Raw genomic sequence first — 13,949 nt, 5'->3', positions numbered from 1 at the left:
CGGAACACCCACCGGCCGCGTCGTCCAGGGTGTCGCCGAGGTGGACGATCGGGTCTGATGCCGCCGCGGCGCGCGCGTTCCTGGCAGGTCATGCCCGGAACGCGCGCCGCGGTCTACCTGGTGAGGTCGGCCGGCTCGTCGAGCCGCGTCAGCTTCTCCGGGTTGGATGTCGCGTAGATCCGGGTGATATGCCCGTTCTCGACCACGAGGCTGACCGCGGCCCGCCCGTTGTCGGATTCGATCCGGATCGCCGGTGCTCCGTTGAGCCACACCGCGGTGGTCTCGAAGGCGGCCCGGTCGGTGCCGGTGAGCATCGCCGACACGAGGTCGGCCCCGTGGACGGGGGCCAGTGCGGCGTTGGCGAGCCCGCCGCCGTCGGCGATGAAGACCACATCCGGCGCCATGATCTCCATCAGGTCCTGGATGCGCCCGCTGTGCAGCGCGGTGACGAACCGGGCCACCACGGCCTGGTGCTCCGACCGACTCACGCTGACGCGTGACTGCCGGGCGGCGATGTGGCTCCGGGCCCGCCGGGCGATCTGTCGAACCGCAGCGGGGGTCTTGCCCACGGCCTCGGCGACTTCCTCGTACGGGACGTCGAAGACCTCGCGGAGCACGAACACGGCCCGCTCTGTGGGGCCGAGCGTTTCCAGGACGGTCAGCATCGCGATGGAGACGCTTTCCGCGAGCTCGACGTCCTCGGCGACATCGGGGTGGGTCAGCAGGGGTTCCGGCAGCCACTGGCCCACGTATTCCTCGCGGCGGCGGGAGAGCGTGCGGATGCGGTTGAGTGCCTGCCGGGTGACGGACCGGACGAGGTACGCCCGCGGGTCGTGGATCTGTGATCGGTCGACGTCGGCCCACCTCAGCCAGGTCTCCTGCAGTACGTCCTCCGCATCGGCCGCGGAGCCGAGCATCTCGTAAGCGACGGTGAACAGCAGGCTGCGGTGGGCGACGAACGGGTCCGCGATCATGCCGTGGACCCGGGGCGGGATGTCGCCGGGCGGTTGGCCAGCGGGATCTCGCAGGCGTCGGAGAAGCCCTGCGAGGTGACCCCGTTCGCCACGTTGGCCCTGGTCGCCAGGTTGACGTAGGCGATGAACGCGGTGAGCTCCACCATGGCCGGCGCCCCGAGCCGCTCAAGCAGGACGGCGTACTGTTCGTCGGTGACGGTCGGCGGGGTGTTCGTCAGCGCCTCGGCGTACCCCATGACGTCGCGCTCCAGCCCGGTGAACACGTCCGCCTCCCGCCACCGCGGCACCTGACTCGCCTTGGCGAGGTCCAGGTTCTCGTTCTGCGCCTGGAAGTAGCCGACGTCCAGGCACCAACTGCAGCCGACCTGCGACGCGATGGCCATGTGCGCGAACGACTTCAGGCCCGGGGCAACCGCGTCCCACGCCCCCACCTTGGCTCCGAACTCCAGGTTGTCCTGGGTCACTCGGGGGCTGTGCCACAGCACCTCGACGTTCTCGGGCACGACGCCCAGCTGCTTGATCATATTCTCCTTCAGCTCGGCGGGGAGCTCGGCCTTCGGCAGGCGCAGCGTCATGGTGTCTCTCCTTGCCGTGTGTCCCCCTACGGGGCTGTTCGACATGAAGACACCGGCGGGCCCGCGCATGTGACAACCGGCGTTCGCGGTTTCATCCGTCGGACGCGACGCCGATGCGGGCCAGTACCGCGGCGGCGCCGTCCTCCGTGGCGATGCGGCGCGCGAGTTCGTCAGCGCAGGAGATCGAAGCCGCTCGTCGCGAGCTGTCTCCCTGGTCCTGCGGAACGACCGCAGGATGGCGGCTCGTATCGAGGCGTCCCGGCAGGCCGGGTCCCCGTACTCGTGTCTGCGCTGACCGTCGTCGAAGCTGTGACCTCCGACCGGGACGACAGGTCGAAGCTCTGCGGGAAGCGCGTGATCATCAGAGAGGTATAAGCATCGCCGACTACTGGGTTTATGAGTTCACTGGCACCAGTGGCAGGCGGCGTAGCCGACGCTCAGCAGCACCGGCACCCCACGCCGCCGTGCCTCCTCGAAGGCCTCCGGCCCCCAGGGCCACCAGTCCACCGGGTTGTCGGCATGCTGCAGGAGGTAGGGCGAGGTCGCGTCCGCGAGACGGTTCGGCATGCCCCCATCCTTGCGCATCGGTGCGCGGACGGGGGCGCGGTCTCACTCCTTCGGCGCCTCGGGTTCCTCGACGAAGTCGACGCGCTTGAACTGCTTGTTCATCGACTTCGCCAGGAACCAGGTGGCCACGCCGAGGGCGGCGAAGACCACGAAGCCCAGCAGGCCGGGGGTCACCTTGGTCTCGTCGAGGGCGAGCTCGGCGGCGAGGTGGGTGAGGTTCACGGGGGCACTCATATCTCTATGGTGGCCCGGCTCACGGGGAGCCGGGCCACCGGGGGGCGGTTCAGTCGCGCGTGTCGGCGGCCTCGGCCGCCAGGCTGGGGGTGCGCAGGCCGGCGAACAGGTCGTCCTCCGGCAGGTCGACGTCGATCAGGGTGCGGGCCAGCTCGTAGTCCTCGGTGGGCCAGACCTCGCGCTGGACGTCGAGCGGGACGCGGAACCACGGGCCATCCGGGTCGATCTGGGTGGCGTGCGCGATCAGCGCGCGGTCCCGGGTCTCGAACCAGTCCTCGCAGCGGACCCGGGTGGTGATCTCGCGCTCCTTGCGGCCGCTCTTCTCCCAGCCCGCGATCCACTCGCCGTAGGGCGACTCCAGGCCGTGCTCGGTGAGGTAGGCGTGCAGGGCGCGGATCCGGCCCATCGGGAAGCCGTGGTTGTAGTAGAGCTTCAGCGGCTGCCAGGGATCGCCGGCGTCCGGGTAGGCGTCCGGGTCACCGGCGGCCTCGAAGGCCACCATGGTGATCTTGTGGGTCATGATGTGGTCCGGGTGCGGGTACCCGCCGTTCTCGTCGTAGGTCGTGATGACCTGCGGCTTGAACTCGCGGATCAGCCGCACCAGCGGCTCGGCCGCCTCCTTGACGTCCTGCAGGGCGAAGCAGCCCTCCGGCAGCGGAGGCAGCGGGTCGCCCTCGGGCAGGCCCGAGTCGACGAAGCCCAGCCAGGCCTGCTTGATCCCGAGGATCGCGCGGGCCTCGTCCATCTCCTTGCGCCGGACCTCGTGGATGTTCTCCTCGATCTCCGGCCGCCCCTGCAGCTTGGGGTTGAGGACCGACCCGCGTTCCCCCCCGGTGCAGGTGGCCACCAGCACGTCCACCCCCTGGTCGACGTACATGGCCATGGTGGCCGCGCCCTTGCTGGACTCGTCGTCCGGGTGGGCGTGCACCGCCATCAGTCGCAACTGCTCAGTCAACGCGTGCGTTCCTTCCACAATGTCCGGGCGTCCCGCCCGCAAGGCCGGTCCGCCCATCGGTCTGAGCCGCTCGGTTCGGGGCCGCGTCACCGCGGGACCGGCCGGAGAGTGCGCCGCGGCATCGAGCCGCCGCGCCGCCGACACGGCCGAGCCCCGCCCCCGCCGGACCGGCCGCGGGCGTGCCCCTCCTATAGTGACGGACTGGAGGAGCGTCGCATTCCCCCGGCATCACCGGGGCGCCACCCGGCCCCGGGCCGGGAGCAGGCCCTCGCAGGAGAGGAACGAGCCCGATGACCGCAGGCACCACCACCCCGCAGCTGCCCGAGGGGCGCTACGGCCGACGCGACGACCGCGAGACGGACCGCCGCCTCAAGGCGGTGGGCGCGGTCTGCGCCGTGGTCGCGCTGGGCCTGGTGGCCTGGCTCGGCGGCTCCTACCTGATCCGCGAGACCACGATGAACGGGCTCGTCCCGACCTTCGAGGCGGTCTCGGACGGCGAGATGAAGCTGCACCTGGCCGTGAGCAAGAGCGACGGCACCTCCGGCAGCTGCACCGTCCGCTCGCAGGGCGAGGACGGCGCGGTGGTCGGCGTGGCGGACTTCCCCGTTCCGGCCGGCGGCTCCAGCTACGACGCGTGGGTGAGTCTGCGGACGACCGCCCGCGGCACCACCGCCGAGCTGCTGGGCTGCACCCCGGCCAAGTGACCCTGACGAGTGGCCTCGGGCGGAGCGGCCGGGCACCCGACGGCCGGGGACCCGACGGCACGGCCACCGGCCTCCCGGCCGGGGTGATCGCCGGCGCCCGCCCCCCGGGCGGGCGCATATTCGATCTGGGGAGCGGGAATCCGTAGAGGAGTCCTGCGGACCGGCTCCTGTACATCTCGGCGCAACGCCACCGTCAACGGCACGCCAACGGCCCTCCCGCTTGTCGGCGGGAGTTGTTAGGCTCGTGGTTTCGCCCCTTCCGCACCAAGAGGTACGGGAGCGGGCGTTGCTTTGTAGTTACGACCGATATCTCCACCACCGATATCTCCACCACCGACCTGCTGACGACTCACACCCTCAGCACAGCCCCAGCACCTACGAGGAGCACCTGTGACCCAGACCAGCGACCACGTGACCTGGCTCACTCAGGCCGGCTACGACCAGCTCAAGGCCGAGCTGGACCACCTGACCGGCACCTGGCGCATCGAGATCGCCCAGAAGATCGAGGCGGCGCGCGAAGAGGGTGACCTCAAGGAAAACGCCGGCTACCACGCCGCCAAGGAGGAGCAGGGCAAGTACGAGCTGCGCATCCGCCAGCTCACCCAGCTCCTGGAGCGCGCCAAGGTCGGCGAGGCCCCCGCGGACTCGGGCGTGGTGGCCCCGGGCATGGTCGTCACGGTCGCCTTCGACGGCGACGAGGACGACACGATGACCTTCCTGCTGGGCTCGCGCGAGATGGCCGGCACCGACGACCTGGACATCTACTCCCCGCAGTCCCCGCTGGGCCGCGCCATCGACGGCAAGAAGGTGGGCGACGAGGCCGCCTACGAGCTGCCCAACGGCAAGCAGGCCTCGGTCAAGATCACCGACGTGAAGCCGCACAACGGCTGACCCCCCCACGCCGTCGAGGGCGGCCGCGGAGCCCGGCTCCGCGGCCGCCCTCGTGCGTCCGGCCCCCGTGCGTCCGCCCGCGCGGCGGCGCCGGGCCTCAGCCCGCGGCCGAGCGGTACTTGCGCACCGACAGCCAGGAGAAGACGACGGTGATCAGCACCGACCAGAGCACCGACACCAGCGCGGCGTGCTGCATCGGCCAGGCGGAGTCCACCGGGCCGACCTGGTTGCCGAAGAGGTCGCGGCAGGCCTGCACGGTGGCGCTGAACGGGTTCCAGTAGGCGATCGGCTGCAGCCAGCCCGGCATCGAGCTGATCGGCACGAAGGCGTTGGAGATGAACGTCAGCGGGAAGAGCCAGATCAGCCCGGCCGAGGTGGCCGCCTCGGGGCTGCGCACCGAGAGGCCGATCAGGGCGCCGATCCAGGAGAAGGCGTAGCCGAGCAGGAGCAGCAGCCCGAACGCGCCCAGCGCCGACAGCACGCCGTCGTGGATCCGCCAGCCGACCGCCAGCGCCACCACGGCGAGCACCACCAGGGTGAACGCGGTCTGGCAGAGGTCCGCCAGGGTGCGGCCGACCAGCACCGCGGAGCGGGCCATCGGCAGGGAGCGGAACCGGTCCACCAGGCCCTTGGTCATGTCCTCCGCGATGCCCGCCGAGGCCCCGGCGGTGGCGAAGGTGACGGTCTGGGCGAAGATGCCCGCCATCAGGAACTGGATGTACGTGTCGGAGCTGGCCTGCGTCCCGGGGATCTGGATGGCCCCGCCCATGACGTAGGAGAACAGCAGCACGAACATCACCGGCTGCATGAGCCCGAACACCACGATCTCGGGGATCCTGGTCATCCGGCGCAGGTTCCGCTTGGCGACCACCCAGGAGTCGTGCAGGGTGGCGGCCGCGCCCCGGCGCTGCTTGGGCATCGCCCCGCCGATGGCGTGCTCGGTGGCGGTCGTCATCTCACAGCTCCTTGCCGGCCGCGACGGCCTGCTTGTCGGGGCCCTGGCCGTCGTCGTCGCCGTGGCCGCGGCCCTTGCCGTGCCCACGGCCCCGGCCGTCCTTGCCGGCGGCGGCGCCCTCCTCCTCGGCCTCGGTGACGTGGCCGGTGAGGGAGAGGAAGACGTCGTCCAGGGTGGGCCGGCGCAGACCGATGTCGTCGATCTCGATCGAGCGCGCGTCCAGCTCCCGGATGGCGTCCGCGAGCACCTTGGCGCCGCCGCTGACCGGCACGGTGATCCTGCGGGTGTTCTTCTCCACCGCGGGCTCGCCGAGGGCGTACGCGGAGAGCGCCGAGAGCGCGTCGGCGACCAGGTCGGCGCGGTGCACCACGACCTCGATCCGCTCGCCGCCGATCTGCGCCTTCAGCTGGTCGGCCGTCCCGCGGGCGATCACCCGGCCGTGGTCGACCACGGCGATGTCGTGGGCGAGCCGGTCGGCCTCCTCCAGGTACTGGGTGGTGAGCAGCAGCGTGGTGCCCTGCTCGACCAGGGTCTCGATGACCTCCCAGAGGGCGAGCCGGTTGCGCGGGTCGAGGCCGGTGGTCGGCTCGTCCAGGAACATCACCGGCGGCCGGACGACCAGCGCGGCGGCGAGGTCGAGCCGGCGGCGCATACCGCCGGAGTAGGTCTTGGCGGTGCGGTCCTTGGCCTCGGTGAGGTTGAACCACTCCAGCAGCTCCAGCGCCCGCGCCTTCGCGTCGCGGGCGCTCATCTGGTAGAGCTCGCCGACCATCTGGAGGTTCTCGAACCCGGTCAGGTACTCGTCGACCGCGGCGTACTGGCCGGAGAGCCCGATCAGGCTGCGGACCCGGTTCGGGTGCTTGAGCACGTCGACGCCGGCCACCGTGGCGCGGCCGGAGTCGGGGCGGAGCAGGGTGGTGAGGACGCGCACGGTGGTGGTCTTGCCGGCGCCGTTCGGGCCGAGCAGCCCGAGCACCGTGCCCTCGGGGACGTCCAGGCTGACGCCGTCCAGGGCTCGTACGTCGCCGAAGGTCTTCACCAGGTTCTCGGCTTGGATGGCTGGCGCCATGGGCCTGCCTCATCTCCTCGGACGATATGAGCGATCTGTCCCACTCTGCCCCGGATCGGGGCGAGCGAGCGAACCGGTTTTCACCGTGCCGCCACAGAACGCGATGTATCGCGAGTTTGGCAGCACGCGATATATCGCGTCAAGGGTCGAGGCTCCGCCATCGTGACAGGGACCACTGACAACCGGGGGACGGGCGGGGAACGGGGGGCCTACCGGGAGACGACGTACCCCGCGTCGCGCAGCTCGCCGACCACCGCCGCGCAGTGCTCCGGCCCCTTGGTCTCCAGGTGGAGGTCCACCTCGACCTCGGCCAGCCCCAGCCGCGGGTCGATCCGCACGTGCGCCACGTCCAGCACGTTCGCGTCCAGCCGGGTCAGCACCCCGAGCAGGTCGGCCAGCGAGCCGGGCTTGTCCGCCAGCCGCACCCGCAGCGACAGGTAGCGGCCGGCCGCCGCCAGGCCGTGCCGGAGCACCCGCTGCATCAGCTGCGGGTCGATGTTGCCGCCGGAGAGCACCGCCACCACCGGGCCCTCGAAGGCGTCCGGGTGCTCCAGCAGCGCCGCCACCGGGCTGGCCCCGGCCGGCTCCACCACCAGCTTCAGCCGCTCCAGGCCGAGCAGCAGGGCCCGCGAGAGCGAGTCCTCGGAGACCGTCCGGACCCCGTCCGCCAGCGTGTTGACCACCTCGAACGGGATGTCCCCGGGCCGGCCGACCATGATCCCGTCCGCCATGGTGGCGAAGTGCTCCAGCGAGACCGGGCGCCCCGCCGCCAGCGAGGGCGGGTACGCGGCCGCGCCCGCCGCCTGCACCCCGATCACCCGCACGTCCGGGCGCAGCGGCTTCACCGCCGCCGCGATCCCGGCCAGCAGCCCGCCGCCGCCCACCCCGACCAGGATCGTGCGCACCTCCGGGCACTGCTCCAGGATCTCCAGGCCGACGGTGGCCTGGCCGGTGACCACGTCCCAGTGGTCGAAGGGGTGGATGAACACCGCGCCGGTCGCCTCCGAGTACCTCTGCGCGGCCAGCAGCGCCTCGTCCACCGTGGCACCGTGCAGCCGGACCTCGGCGCCGTACTCGCGGGTCGCCGCCACCTTGGGCAGCGGCGCGGCCACCGGCATGAAAACCGTCGAGCGCACCCCGAGCAGCGAGGCCGCCAGCGCCACCCCCTGGGCGTGGTTGCCGGCGCTCGCCGCGACCACACCGCCGGCCCGCTGCACCGGCGAGAGCCCCGCGATCCGCACGTACGCCCCGCGCAGTTTGAACGAGCCGGTGCGCTGCAGGTTCTCGCACTTCAGGTGGACCGGCGAGCCGATCAGCGCGGAGAGGTGGCGGCTGCCCTCCATCGGCGTCACCCGGGCGACCCCGGCGAGCATCTTCTGGGCGCCGCGGACGTCGTCGATGGTGATCGGCCAGCTGTGCATGGCGCCAGCGTAGGGCGTGTCTGACAATTCGCGTCGGATCAGCGTGCGGCGTCGGGGTGCGTGCATCGCAAGGCGGAGGAGAGAGTCCATGCGGTGGGGGCACCTCCCGGCCGGAGGCTGGGGGCCATCGGCGACCGACGACAACGCGGCGTGGGGGTACCTCCCGGCCGAAGGCTGGGGGCGTGCGTGCCCCGGCGTCGCACGCCCGGCGGGGATTGTCAGACACGCCCAAAGGCCGGCGGCACCGCCGACCGGGGATGTCGGCACTGTTCCCGGGCCCGTCCCCGCCGCGTACGCTGCTGCTTCTGAGCCTCTCTCACCGCACGACGATCGTGAGCCGCGATGACGACGCCCTCGCCCCAGGCCACCGACCGCACCGACCCCGTGCACACCCAACTCCAGTACCAGCTCGCGGTGCTCGCCCGGCGGATGGAACAGGTCCGCAGCTCCGGCGGGTTGGGCGCCCTGGACCGGGCCGCCTACCTGCTGCTCGACCGGCTGGAGCGGCACGGGCCCGCCAACGTCAAGGCCCTGGCCGACGCGCTCGGCGTCGACTCCTCCACCGTCACCCGGCAGGTCGCCCCGCTGGTCGCGGCCGGCCTGGTCGGCCGGGTCCAGGACCCGGCCGACCGCCGCGCCGTCCGGCTCGCGCTGACCCCGCTCGGCGCCGGCCGGCTGGCCGAGGTGCTGGCCGGGCGGGCCGAGCTGGCCCGCCGGCTGCTGGCCGACTGGCCGCCCGAGGAGCAGCGCGCGTTCTGCGCCCTGCTGGCCCGCTTCAACCACTCCATGGAGTCGTACACGGCGGGCCGGCAGGGCGCCTAGGCCTGTCCGGCCATGTCAGCCGAGGGCCTGCTGAAGGTCGGCCAGCAGGTCGTCGATCGACTCGATGCCGACCGAGACCCGGACCAGGTCCGCGGGGACCTCCAGGGCCGAGCCGGCCACCGAGGCGTGGGTCATCCGGCCGGGGTGCTCGATCAGCGACTCGACACCGCCCAGCGACTCGCCGAGGGTGAAGAGCTGCGCGCGGTTGCAGACCTCGACCGCCGCCTCCTCGCCGCCGTTGACGCGGAAGGAGACCATGCCGCCGAAGGCCTTCATCTGCTTGGCGGCGATGTCGTGGCCGGGGTGCTCCGGCAGACCCGGGTACAGCACCTGGCTGACCTTGGGGTGGCCGGCCAGCAGCTCGGCGACCTTCTCGGCGTTGGAGCTGTGCCGGTCCATGCGGACGCCGAGGGTCTTGATGCCGCGCAGCACCAGCCAGGCGTCGAACGGGCCGGAGACGGCGCCCATCGCGTTCTGGTGGTACGCGACCTCCTCGCCGAGGGCGGCGTCGGCCAGCACCAGGGCGCCGCCGACGACGTCCGAGTGCCCGCCCATGTACTTGGTCGTGGAGTGCACGACCGCGTCGGCGCCGAGCGCGATCGGCTGCTGCAGGTACGGGCTGGCGAAGGTGTTGTCGACGACCAGCAGCGCGCCGGCGCCGTGCGCGATCTCGGCGAGCGCGGTCAGGTCGGTGATGCCCAGCAGCGGGTTGGACGGGGTCTCCACCCAGACCGCGCGGGTGTTCGGGCGCAGCGCCTCGCGGACGGTGGCGAGGTCCTGGGTGTTGGCGACGGAGAACTCGACGCCCCAGCGGGTCAGGACCTTGGCGAACAGCCGGAAGGTGCCGCCGTAGGCGTCGTTGGGGATCACGATGTGGTCGCCCGGCTTGAGGATGGTGCGCAGCAGGGTGTCCTCGGCCGCGAGGCCGGAGGCGAAGGCGAGGCCGCGGGCGCCGCCCTCCAGCGCCGCGAGGCACTCCTCCAGCGCGGTGCGGGTCGGGTTGGCGCTGCGGCTGTACTCGTAGCCGCCCCGCAGGCCGCCCACCCCGTCCTGCTTGTAGGTGGACACCTGGTAGATCGGCGTGACGACGGCCCCGGTCTGGGGGTCTGCTTCCTGACCCGCGTGGATGGCGAGGGTCTCGAAGCCCTGGGGAAGCTGGTGCTCGGTCATGTGTCCGAGCGTAGTGGCCGAACGCCGGGCCGCCTCCCGGAAGGCCGGGAGTGCCCGGAATCCGCGGGCGGCCGTCCGCGTTGAAACCTCCACCACCCTTCCCGACCCGCTGGAGCAGGCCGTGCTGTTCAACCGCGTCAAGACCTCGCTCGTCCCCGCCGACCAGGCACTGCCCGGCCGGGAGTTGCCGGCCTTCACCCTGCGCGAGCCGCACACCGTGCTCGGCAACCCGCTCACCGGCCCGTACCCGGAGGGGCTCGAAGTGGCCGATTTCGGCCTCGGCTGCTTCTGGGGTGCCGAGCGCACGTTCTGGCGCCTGCCCGGCGTCTGGACGACGCTGGTGGGCTACCAGGGCGGATTCACCCCCAACCCGACGTACGACGAGGTGTGCAGCGGGCTGACCGGGCACACCGAGGCGGTCCGGGTCGTCTTCGACCCGGCGGTGATCCCGTACGAGCGGCTGCTGAAGACCTTCTGGGAGGCGCACGACCCGACCCAGGGCAACCGGCAGGGCAACGACGTCGGCACCCAGTACCGGTCCGCCGTCTACACCCACTCGCCGGCCCAGGCGGCGGCCGCGGCGGCCACCCGGGACGCCTTCCAGCCCGCGCTGACCGCCATCGGCCTGGGCCCGATCACCACCGAGATCGCCCCGGCCGGCCCGTTCTACCCGGCCGAGCCGTACCACCAGCAGTACCTGTCCGACGCCAAGAACCCGAACGGCTACTGCGGCCTCGGCGGCACCGGTGCCAGCTGCCCGATCGGGGTCGCCCGCACCGGGGGCTGAGCGGCGGGCGGCGGCAGCCTCCGGGGCGCATGCTGGAAGGACCAGCCGGTCGGCTCCGTTGACCGATTGCCGGTGGCGGGGCCTGCCGCCGTCCCGAGGAGGAACCGATGGCCGGTCTCATCCGCAAGAGCTTCGACGAACCCGAGGAGGTCCGCCCCTTCGAGGCGGGCATGGGGGAACTCCGCCTGGTCAACCAGGAAGGCGGCGGGGTCGGACGGGCGGTGTTCCAGCCCGGCTGGAAGTGGTCCGAGCACGTCAAGCCGATCGCGGGCACCGAGAGCTGCCAGGCCTCGCACATGGGGTACGTGCTCTCCGGCCGGATGAAGATCGTGATGGACGACGGCGAGGAGGCCGAGTTCGGCCCCGGCGACTTCATGATCTGCCCGCCCGGCCACGACGCCTGGGTGCTCGGGGACGAGCCGTGCGTCGCGCTCGACTGGCAGGGCTTCGTCGACTACGCCAAGCGCTGACCCGCCCGGGTCCGCCGCCACCGCCCCGCCGGGCGCCCGCCCCGGCGGGGCGGTGGCGTGTCCACCGGTCGTGAGGGCCGGCCCTGCGCTCGGCTCAGACCGCGCTGCCGGCCTTCCAGGCGGCCCAGCCCATGTTCCAGCCGTTCAGCCCGTTGGACGGCTCGACGGTCCTGTCGCCGGAGTTCACCACCTCGACCACGTCGCCGACCATCGAGCTCTTGTAGAACCTGGCGCCGTCCGCGCCCTGGTCCTGCGCGCCCTTGACGTCCTGCAGGCCGACGCAGCCGTGGCTGGTGTTCTGGCCGCCGAAGATCGACGGCGAGGACCAGTAGTTGCCGTGGATGAAGGTGCCGGAGGTGGTGAGGCGCTGGGCGTGCGGCACGTCGGAGATGTCGTACTCGCTGCCCAGGCCGACGGTCTGCGAGTTCATCCGGGTCTGCTGGAACTGCTCGGAGATGACCATCCTGCCGCCCCAGGTGCGGTACTCGGGCGAGCCCCCGGAGATCGCGTAGACCGCGCTGACCCGGCCGTCGGTGGTGACGGTGAGCTTCTTGGCGGCGAGGTCGGCGACGCTGGTCTGCGCACGGCCGACGGTGAAGCGGACGTCCTTGGACTGGGTGCCGTAGACGCCCTTGGCGCCCTGCACGTCCTTGAGCCGGAGCTTGAGGGTGACCCGGGTGCCCTTGGCCCAGTACTCCTGCGGCCGGAAGTCGAGGCGGGTGCTGGAGAACCAGTGCCCGACGATCTCGACGCCCGGCTCGGCTATGACGGTGATCGCCTGCTGGACGGCCCGGCGGTCGGTGACCGGCTTGCTGAAGTTGATCGAGACCGGCATGCCGACGCCGACGACGGAGCCGTCCTCGGGGGTGAAGTAGCCGACGAAGGTGTTGGCCGGGGTGGCCGTGGTGAAGGTGGCGTTGGCGTTGGCCTCCAGCCGGTCCCGGTCGGCGGCCGTGGCGGTGACGGTGTACTTGGTGCCGCTGACCGGCGCGGTGGCCGAGGTCCAGACGGTGCCGTCCGCGGAGAGTTCGCCGGCCAGCGCCCTGCCGGCCGAGTCGACGACCTCGACCGTGCCCAGCGTGCCGCCGGCGACGGCGACCCTGACCGGATCGCTGAAGCTGGCGGCGGTGGCACCGTCGGCGGGCGTCACGGTGATCACGGCCGCCGAGGTCTTCGGCGGACTGCTCGCTCCTGAGGCCGTCCCGGTCCCGTCGGCCCCCGAGGAGCCGGACCCGCCGGAGGAGCCGGACCCGCCGGCCGCGTTGCCGCCCTCGTCGCCCTTGCTGTCGTTGCAGGCCGCCAGCAGCAGCACCGGTGCGCCGATCAGCCCGGCCAGCACGCCGCGCCGGCTCCAGTGCCCGCCGGCCGCCCGGCCCCGCCCGTCCCGTGCTGTCACGTCGCGCTCTCCCTGCTGATCATCCCGGCCCTGCCGATCATCCCGGGCAATACGGATACAAGAACGCAATCCACCCCTTCACGGTTCCATCACCAACGGGAAACATTGGTATGAGACTACTCAACTGACCACCAAGGGTGCCAAATATGGACAGAGCGCCCGACCTGCAGCGGCAGGTCGGGCGCTCATGAGCCGTGTCGGGCGGGCGGCTACTCGGCGGACTCCTCCACCGTGTACTCGTCCCAGCCCTCACCCTCGGGGTCGAACTCGGTCTGGGCGGACTCCCAGGTCGCGGAGGCGAGCTCCACGCCCGGGACGTCGCCGAGGAGGGCGACCGGGTCGATGAAGTGGGCGAGCGAACCCGACGGGTCCACCTCGATGGCCTCGACGGACTGCGCGCGCTCGTCGTCGTCGAGGTACTCGTCGTCCGCCACCTGCTGCAGGGCGGCCGCCTTGAGCGCACCCTCGTCGGTGATCTCGGCGATGAGCTCGATGCTGAGCCGGACGTAGCGCGGAGCGTCCTGGCCGGTCGTGTCAGTGCTGGTCATGCGTGCGAGCGTACGGGAAACCGCCCGCGGCACCGGACCGCAGCACCCCGGACGCGCACCGTGGCACCCCCGGCAACCAGCGGGGCCGGCCCCTCCGGAGAAGGGCCGGCCCTGCTGCCTCCGCCGGGGCTCCCCCACCCGGGAGCCGCGGAGACGCGCCGAGCGGCGCGGCGGTTGCCGCGGGAGCCACCGCACCCTGTCACCGGCCGGAGCCGGGCAGGAGCGGGACGACGGCGCCTCCCGCGGAGGGGACACGGCCGGCCGGATCAGGGCCGACCTGCGTGTCCTGAGACGATCGCGGCCGCCGGGGAGCCGCTCCCGGCCGGTCGTCCTCGTCTCGCTCGGCGTCTCGCCGTTGACCCCAACGATGCACGAGCCGTGTTAAGCGCGTGCTGCGTACAGGTGACGCCG

The 13,949-nt window shown here is 72.1% G+C and carries 15 protein-coding genes and 1 pseudogene; 5 read left to right on the top strand and 11 right to left on the bottom strand.

The genetic code is table 11. From position 1 onward, the window contains the following. Nucleotides 1-113: 113 nt before the first annotated feature. The 5 genes and pseudogenes from RMN57_RS23575 to mca all read right to left on the bottom strand — a co-directional run bounded on the left by RMN57_RS23575 (nt 114) and on the right by mca (nt 3,305). A complete protein-coding gene (locus tag RMN57_RS23575; RefSeq protein ID WP_313765321.1) occupies nt 114-974 on the bottom strand; it encodes an RNA polymerase sigma-70 factor in 861 nt (286 codons plus the stop codon). Continuing rightward, nucleotides 971-1,549 (bottom strand): carboxymuconolactone decarboxylase family protein, encoded by a 579-nt coding sequence (locus tag RMN57_RS23570; RefSeq protein ID WP_313765320.1) that lies wholly within the window; start codon nt 1,547-1,549, stop codon nt 971-973. Before RMN57_RS23570 ends, RMN57_RS23575 begins: the two co-directional genes overlap by 4 nt. A 408-nt stretch (nt 1,550-1,957) precedes the next feature. Then, nucleotides 1,958-2,116: pseudogene (locus RMN57_RS23565) on the bottom strand (DUF255 domain-containing protein); the annotation flags it as partial. Nucleotides 2,117-2,158: 42 nt separating this feature from the next. After that, complete coding sequence (locus RMN57_RS23560; RefSeq protein WP_148643133.1) at nt 2,159-2,350, bottom strand: hypothetical protein; 192 nt, start codon at nt 2,348-2,350, stop codon at nt 2,159-2,161. Nucleotides 2,351-2,399: 49 nt separating this feature from the next. Continuing rightward, entirely contained in the window at nt 2,400-3,305 is a 906-nt protein-coding gene (mca, locus tag RMN57_RS23555) for a mycothiol conjugate amidase Mca (RefSeq protein ID WP_313765319.1), read from the bottom strand. A gap of 290 nt (nt 3,306-3,595) precedes the next feature. Between mca and RMN57_RS23550 the strand changes: the two genes are divergently transcribed. Continuing rightward, on the top strand, nt 3,596-4,009 hold the full coding sequence (locus RMN57_RS23550; RefSeq protein WP_313765318.1) for a DUF4307 domain-containing protein: 414 nt from the start codon (nt 3,596-3,598) through the stop codon (nt 4,007-4,009). A gap of 390 nt (nt 4,010-4,399) precedes the next feature. Then, on the top strand, nt 4,400-4,900 hold the full coding sequence (greA, locus tag RMN57_RS23545; RefSeq protein WP_313765317.1) for a transcription elongation factor GreA: 501 nt from the start codon (nt 4,400-4,402) through the stop codon (nt 4,898-4,900). Nucleotides 4,901-4,997: 97 nt separating this feature from the next. Here greA and RMN57_RS23540 read toward each other — a convergent pair whose 3' ends face one another. The 3 genes from RMN57_RS23540 to ilvA form a co-directional block, all read right to left on the bottom strand. Next, entirely contained in the window at nt 4,998-5,855 is an 858-nt protein-coding gene (locus tag RMN57_RS23540) for an ABC transporter permease (RefSeq protein ID WP_238949608.1), read from the bottom strand. 1 nt (nt 5,856) lies between these two features. Continuing rightward, the gene (locus tag RMN57_RS23535; RefSeq protein ID WP_313765316.1) at nt 5,857-6,924 is read right to left on the bottom strand and encodes an ATP-binding cassette domain-containing protein; all 1,068 of its coding nucleotides are present in this window, start codon (nt 6,922-6,924) and stop codon (nt 5,857-5,859) included. Between the two features lie 209 nt (nt 6,925-7,133). Further along, entirely contained in the window at nt 7,134-8,345 is a 1,212-nt protein-coding gene (gene ilvA / locus RMN57_RS23530) for a threonine ammonia-lyase (RefSeq protein WP_313765315.1), read from the bottom strand. Nucleotides 8,346-8,687: 342 nt separating this feature from the next. Between ilvA and RMN57_RS23525 the strand changes: the two genes are divergently transcribed. After that, nucleotides 8,688-9,167 (top strand): MarR family winged helix-turn-helix transcriptional regulator, encoded by a 480-nt coding sequence (locus RMN57_RS23525; protein WP_238949611.1) that lies wholly within the window; start codon nt 8,688-8,690, stop codon nt 9,165-9,167. Nucleotides 9,168-9,182: 15 nt separating this feature from the next. Here RMN57_RS23525 and RMN57_RS23520 read toward each other — a convergent pair whose 3' ends face one another. Continuing rightward, complete coding sequence (locus RMN57_RS23520) at nt 9,183-10,337, bottom strand: cystathionine gamma-synthase (protein WP_313765314.1); 1,155 nt, start codon at nt 10,335-10,337, stop codon at nt 9,183-9,185. 121 nt (nt 10,338-10,458) lie between these two features. Here RMN57_RS23520 and msrA point away from each other — a divergent pair, with 121 nt between their 5' ends. Beyond that, nucleotides 10,459-11,124: a peptide-methionine (S)-S-oxide reductase MsrA gene (msrA, locus tag RMN57_RS23515; protein ID WP_313767932.1), complete on the top strand. Its 666-nt coding sequence runs from the start codon at nt 10,459-10,461 to the stop codon at nt 11,122-11,124. Between the two features lie 107 nt (nt 11,125-11,231). Further along, the gene (locus RMN57_RS23510) at nt 11,232-11,594 is read left to right on the top strand and encodes a cupin domain-containing protein (protein WP_313765313.1); all 363 of its coding nucleotides are present in this window, start codon (nt 11,232-11,234) and stop codon (nt 11,592-11,594) included. 94 nt (nt 11,595-11,688) lie between these two features. On the opposite strand, the gene RMN57_RS23505 is transcribed toward RMN57_RS23510, so the two are convergent. Together RMN57_RS23505 and RMN57_RS23500 are read right to left on the bottom strand one after the other, a co-directional pair. Continuing rightward, a complete protein-coding gene (locus tag RMN57_RS23505) occupies nt 11,689-12,990 on the bottom strand; it encodes an Ig-like domain-containing protein (RefSeq protein WP_313765312.1) in 1,302 nt (433 codons plus the stop codon). A 209-nt stretch (nt 12,991-13,199) separates the two neighbouring features. After that, entirely contained in the window at nt 13,200-13,538 is a 339-nt protein-coding gene (locus RMN57_RS23500) for a hypothetical protein (RefSeq protein ID WP_238949627.1), read from the bottom strand. Nucleotides 13,539-13,949 lie beyond the last annotated feature (411 nt).

This window comes from Kitasatospora sp. CM 4170 (assembly GCF_032110285.1).
Lineage (GTDB): Bacteria > Actinomycetota > Actinomycetes > Streptomycetales > Streptomycetaceae > Kitasatospora > Kitasatospora aburaviensis.
This window is presented reverse-complemented; position numbering and strand designations above follow the sequence as displayed.

What these genes read in the sequence shown, in the direction of transcription:
- ilvA (WP_313765315.1), bottom strand. Translation starts at nt 8,345, where the DNA reads ATGCACAGCTGGCCGATCACCATCGACGACGTCCGCGGCGCCCAGAAG.
- RMN57_RS23500 (WP_238949627.1), bottom strand. Translation starts at nt 13,538, where the DNA reads ATGACCAGCACTGACACGACCGGCCAGGACGCTCCGCGCTACGTCCGG.
- RMN57_RS23560 (WP_148643133.1), bottom strand. Translation starts at nt 2,350, where the DNA reads ATGAGTGCCCCCGTGAACCTCACCCACCTCGCCGCCGAGCTCGCCCTC.
- RMN57_RS23550 (WP_313765318.1), top strand. Translation starts at nt 3,596, where the DNA reads ATGACCGCAGGCACCACCACCCCGCAGCTGCCCGAGGGGCGCTACGGC.
- RMN57_RS23535 (WP_313765316.1), bottom strand. Translation starts at nt 6,924, where the DNA reads ATGGCGCCAGCCATCCAAGCCGAGAACCTGGTGAAGACCTTCGGCGAC.
- RMN57_RS23525 (WP_238949611.1), top strand. Translation starts at nt 8,688, where the DNA reads ATGACGACGCCCTCGCCCCAGGCCACCGACCGCACCGACCCCGTGCAC.
- RMN57_RS23520 (WP_313765314.1), bottom strand. Translation starts at nt 10,337, where the DNA reads ATGACCGAGCACCAGCTTCCCCAGGGCTTCGAGACCCTCGCCATCCAC.
- RMN57_RS23570 (WP_313765320.1), bottom strand. Translation starts at nt 1,549, where the DNA reads ATGACGCTGCGCCTGCCGAAGGCCGAGCTCCCCGCCGAGCTGAAGGAG.
- RMN57_RS23540 (WP_238949608.1), bottom strand. Translation starts at nt 5,855, where the DNA reads ATGACGACCGCCACCGAGCACGCCATCGGCGGGGCGATGCCCAAGCAG.
- RMN57_RS23575 (WP_313765321.1), bottom strand. Translation starts at nt 974, where the DNA reads ATGATCGCGGACCCGTTCGTCGCCCACCGCAGCCTGCTGTTCACCGTC.
- RMN57_RS23510 (WP_313765313.1), top strand. Translation starts at nt 11,232, where the DNA reads ATGGCCGGTCTCATCCGCAAGAGCTTCGACGAACCCGAGGAGGTCCGC.